Origin of the sequence: Alcanivorax sp., from assembly GCF_014762765.1 — a bacterium.
GTDB lineage: Bacteria > Pseudomonadota > Gammaproteobacteria > Pseudomonadales > Alcanivoracaceae > Alcanivorax.
Window position 1 is genome coordinate 1 of record NZ_JABURH010000161.1, and the last position, 4,024, is coordinate 4,024.

The window sequence follows — 4,024 nt, forward strand, 5'->3', positions numbered from 1 at the left end:
TGGCCGCTGGAGGTGGTGAGCGGCGGCAGGGCGTGAAAGGCGCGGTACAGGTAGGAGGAGCCATCGACGAGGATGATGGGTTTTTCGGCTGCGGACATGGTGCTCGGCTTCTGCTGATTAGTGAGTGGGGAGAGTGTAGCGGAATTGGGCAGGTTCGGCAGGCGGGGGTGACTGTAGGAGCACCTCTTGAGGTGCGAACCCGTTCAGGCTTGCCCTGCGGGCGATTCCGTCGCCTGGGCTCCGGTTCGCGCCTCGAGAGGCGCTCCTACAGGTGGTGTTGTCGCGAGCATAAACGCGGACTTCGAAAAATTGGCGGTTTTCCCTCAGTGAGCTCTGTGTCCTCTGTGGTAAACCGTCATGTGTCTTTGTCGTCGTCCGGGTTGTGGAGGATGTGGGTGTCCGGGTCGTAGCGGTCTTTCAGGTCGTCCTTGAGCATCTTGTCCCACAGGGGCACACCCACGAAGTAGCCGGCGCGGCCGATGGCGTGGGCGGCCACCGGGGCGGTGAGCAGGATGAACAGGATGATGGCCAGGGTGCGGGCGGTGACGCCGGCATCCAGGAAGTGGGTGGCCACGGCCAGCATCACCAGCCCGGCGCCCAGGGTGCCGGCCTTGGTGGTGGCGTGCATGCGCATCAGCAAGTCGGGCATGCGCAGTACGCCGATGCCGGCCAGAAACATGAAGAAGGTGCCGGCGACCATCATCACCGATACCAGCAGGTCATTGATCACCTCGGTGGCCTCCTTTTTCCAGGTAACGGGCAAAGCCCACGGCGGTGAGGAAGGCGGTGAGCGCCAGCACCATGGCCACATCCAGGAAGGCGGGCCGGTCGTTGTTGAGGGCATAGATGCCGATGAAGGCCACGGTGAGCGAGGCCATCAGCTCCAGGGCCACGACCCGGTCGGGCAGGGTGGGGCCGCGCACCAGCCGCACCAGGGCGCATAACAGCGCCAGGCTGAGCAGCAGATAGCTGAGAAATATGGCGCCTTCCAGCATGTTGGTCTCCGTTGTTGATCGTGTTGCCAGCCTCGTTTTTTACCACAGAGGGCACAGAGCTCACTGAGGAAAAGGCCAACCTATTTCCTGGTAAGCGATCCAGGTGCCTTGGCCTTGCATCGCCAAGGTGCCAGCGAAACCTCTGTTATTCGCGATGCAAGCATCGCTTCCCACATAAAAAACCAGAACCGTTGAGTGTTGTTCATTTTCTGACTCAGCGTTCTCTGTGCCTTCTGTGGTAAAAAACGGCTTTGTGTTCCTGCCGCGTGTAGTGGCTCCTATTCCAGTAACGCCAGCACCCGGTCTTCCAGGGCGTGGATCTGCTGGCGTAGATCCTCCTCGTCGTCCAGGTACATGACGTGCAGGTAGAGCACGCTGCGGTCGCTGGACACGTCCAGGCTCAGGGTGCCCGGGGTCAGGGAAATCATGTTGGCCAGGATGGTGATGGCACCATCGGTCTTGGCCCGCAGGGGCACCGCCACCACCGCCGGGCGCATGTAATGGGTGGGGGTGAGCACGTCGTAGGCCACCCGCAAATTGGATGCCACCAGGTCGCGCAGGAAGTGGCCCAGCAGCAGAAACAGCCGGGGCACTTTTTTGCGATAGCGGGCAAAGTCCGGCACGTCGCGCAGGGCGAAGCCGAGAATCAGGTAGCCCAATACAAAGCCCACCAGCAAGTTGGCGCCGCTGAAGTTGCCGGTGACGGCGGCCCAGATCAGGGCCAAGATCAGGTTCCAGCTCAACGGGCTCATGACTCCTCTCCGAGTACTGCAGTGATATAGAGGCTCGGGTTCAGCAACTGCTCGGCGGCGGCCTGGGACAGTACCAGCACCGGCTGGGCACCCAGGCCGATGACCACGGTGATCAGTGCCAGGCCGGTCACGGTGGCATAGAGCACGGTGTTGCTGCCGCTGGCAGGAGTGGCGGCCGGTTCCGGGGCCGCCTTCCAGAATACCTCGGCCCAGATCTTGGTCATGGAGTAGAGCGTCAGCAGACCCACCACCAGGGCGGCGGCGACCAGGGCCCAGGCGCCGGCTTCAACGCCTCCACGAATAACGATGAACTTGCCGAAGAAGCCGGACAGCGGCGGCATCCCCGCCAGGGACAGGGCCGGGATCAGGAACAGCAGCGCCAGCCAGGGCTTGTCCCGGTACAGGCCGCCCAGTTGCTTGAGTTCATAGCTGCCGCGCAGGCGGTAGACCAGGCCGCTGACAAAGAACAGGTTCGCCTTCACGATGATGTGGTGAATGATGTAGAAGATGCCGCCGGCCAGGGCCAGCACGCTCACCGACGCCAGCGCCAGGCCCATCATCATGTAGCCGATCTGGCTGACGATATGGAACGACAGGATACGGCGGAATTCGAACTGGGCGGCGGCGCCCAGTACCCCGGTGACCATGGTCAGCCCGGCGCCCCACAGCAGCACCTGATGGATCAGCGGGTCATCCATGTCGAAGATCAGGGTGAAGACCCGGAACAGGGCATACACGCCCACCTTGGTCAGCAAGCCGGCGAACAAGGCGGACACCGCCACCTGGGGGGTGTGGTAGGAGGCGGGCAGCCAGAAGAAGAAGGGAAACGCCGCGGCCTTGATGCCGAAGGCCACCATGAACAGCATGGCGATCACGGTGGTCATGCCGGTATCCACCTCACCCAGCTTCACGGCAATGTCGGCCATGTTGAGCGTGCCCACCAGGCCGTAAAGCAGGCCCACGGCGGACAGGAACAGGGCGGAGGACACCAGGTTGAGGGTCACGTACTTGATGGCCCCTTCCATCTGTGCGCGCTCGCCGCCCAGGATCAGCAGGGAGAAGGACGCTACCAGCATCACTTCGAACCACACATACAGGTTGAAGATGTCGCCGGTGAGGAAGGCGCCGTTGACCCCGGCCAGCAGCAAGTGCATCAGCGGGAAATAACCGGCCTTGCGATGGGCAATGCTGATGCTGCCCAGGGAGTAAAACGCGGTGGCGGCACCGGTGACGGCGCTGAGCAACACCATGATGGCGGCCAGCAGGTCACTGACCAGCACGATGCCGAAGGGGGCGGGCCAGCTGCCCAGCTCGGACACGATATGGCCCTGCTCCCAGGTGGCCAGTAACAGTGCCACGGCACTGATCACCAGGGCGATGCCGCCGATGACCGCCAGGGCGCCCTGCACGCGCTGGGAGTGGCGTCCCAGCAGGGACAGGGCCCCGGCTGCCAGGGGAATCAGAATGGGCAGGATAACCAGCAGATTCATGTGTCGGTATCCCGCATCTGGTTCATGTCGTCCGCTTCCACCACCTCATAGGCCCGGCGGATCAGCACCACCGCGAAGGCCAGCACCCCGAAGCCGATGACGATGGCGGTGAGAATCAGTGCCTGGGCCAGCGGGTCGGCGACCAGGCCGGCGGGCACCTGGGCGTCATCCGGCACCAGCGGCGGGGCATCCCGGTGCAGGCCGGCGGCGGTAAAGATCAGCAGGTTGGCGGCGTTGGACAGCAGCACCAGGCCGATCACCAGTTTGACGATGGAGCGGCGCAGCATCATGTAAATGGCGGCGGCGTAGAGCACGCCCACCACCAGGGCCATCAGGCTGGTCATGTGTCCTGCTCCGCCAGGTTGATGATGATGGTGCTGGCGGTGCCCAGCACCACCAGAAACACCCCCAGATCGAACAGCAAGGGCGAACCCAGCTTCAGTTCACCGAACACCGGCAGGCTCACGGTGAGCCAGTGGGCAGTGAGAAACGGCTGGCCGCTGAACAGGCCGATGACTCCGGCGGCCAGCGCCAGGATCAGCCCCCAGGCGATCAGGTCGCGGGGATCGACCCGCAGGACCCGGCGGGCGCCGGCTTCGCTCATGGCAAACAGGTGCACGGAGATGGCCGCGGATGCCACCAGCCCGGCGATAAAGCCCCCGCCCGGGGCGTTGTGGCCGCGCAGCAACAGGAACAGGGCAAACAGCAGCAGCAGCGGCAGCAGAAAGAACCCGGTGGTGCGCAGGATCAGCGACTGGGTGCGCAGGGCATTGCGGTCCGGGGGTGG

6 protein-coding genes are annotated in these 4,024 nt (G+C 63.9%); all 6 read right to left on the reverse strand.

The features are described from left to right. Nucleotides 1–355: 355 nt before the first annotated feature. A complete protein-coding gene (mnhG, locus tag HUJ17_RS11965; protein WP_366471179.1) occupies nt 356–730 on the reverse strand; it encodes a monovalent cation/H(+) antiporter subunit G in 375 nt (124 codons plus the stop codon). Beyond that, entirely contained in the window at nt 720–995 is a 276-nt protein-coding gene (locus tag HUJ17_RS11970; RefSeq protein WP_290510906.1) for a cation:proton antiporter, read from the reverse strand. Before HUJ17_RS11970 ends, mnhG begins: the two co-directional genes overlap by 11 nt. 278 nt (nt 996–1,273) lie before the next feature. After that, on the reverse strand, nt 1,274–1,747 hold the full coding sequence (locus tag HUJ17_RS11975) for a Na+/H+ antiporter subunit E (RefSeq protein WP_290510907.1): 474 nt from the start codon (nt 1,745–1,747) through the stop codon (nt 1,274–1,276). After that, entirely contained in the window at nt 1,744–3,237 is a 1,494-nt protein-coding gene (locus HUJ17_RS11980; RefSeq protein WP_290510908.1) for a Na+/H+ antiporter subunit D, read from the reverse strand. Before HUJ17_RS11980 ends, HUJ17_RS11975 begins: the two co-directional genes overlap by 4 nt. Then, nucleotides 3,234–3,581 carry a Na+/H+ antiporter subunit C gene (locus HUJ17_RS11985; protein WP_062815256.1) on the reverse strand — a complete coding sequence of 116 codons (348 nt, stop codon included), beginning with the start codon at nt 3,579–3,581 and terminating at the stop codon, nt 3,234–3,236. The genes HUJ17_RS11980 and HUJ17_RS11985 overlap by 4 nt, the downstream gene beginning before the upstream one ends. Next, nucleotides 3,578–4,003: a Na+/H+ antiporter subunit B gene (locus HUJ17_RS11990; protein ID WP_290510910.1), complete on the reverse strand. Its 426-nt coding sequence runs from the start codon at nt 4,001–4,003 to the stop codon at nt 3,578–3,580. The genes HUJ17_RS11985 and HUJ17_RS11990 overlap by 4 nt, the downstream gene beginning before the upstream one ends. Nucleotides 4,004–4,024 lie beyond the last annotated feature (21 nt).

What these genes read in the sequence shown, in the direction of transcription:
- HUJ17_RS11975 (WP_290510907.1), bottom strand. Translation starts at nt 1,747, where the DNA reads ATGAGCCCGTTGAGCTGGAACCTGATCTTGGCCCTGATCTGGGCCGCC.
- HUJ17_RS11985 (WP_062815256.1), bottom strand. Translation starts at nt 3,581, where the DNA reads ATGACCAGCCTGATGGCCCTGGTGGTGGGCGTGCTCTACGCCGCCGCC.
- HUJ17_RS11970 (WP_290510906.1), bottom strand. Translation starts at nt 995, where the DNA reads ATGCTGGAAGGCGCCATATTTCTCAGCTATCTGCTGCTCAGCCTGGCG.
- HUJ17_RS11980 (WP_290510908.1), bottom strand. Translation starts at nt 3,237, where the DNA reads ATGAATCTGCTGGTTATCCTGCCCATTCTGATTCCCCTGGCAGCCGGG.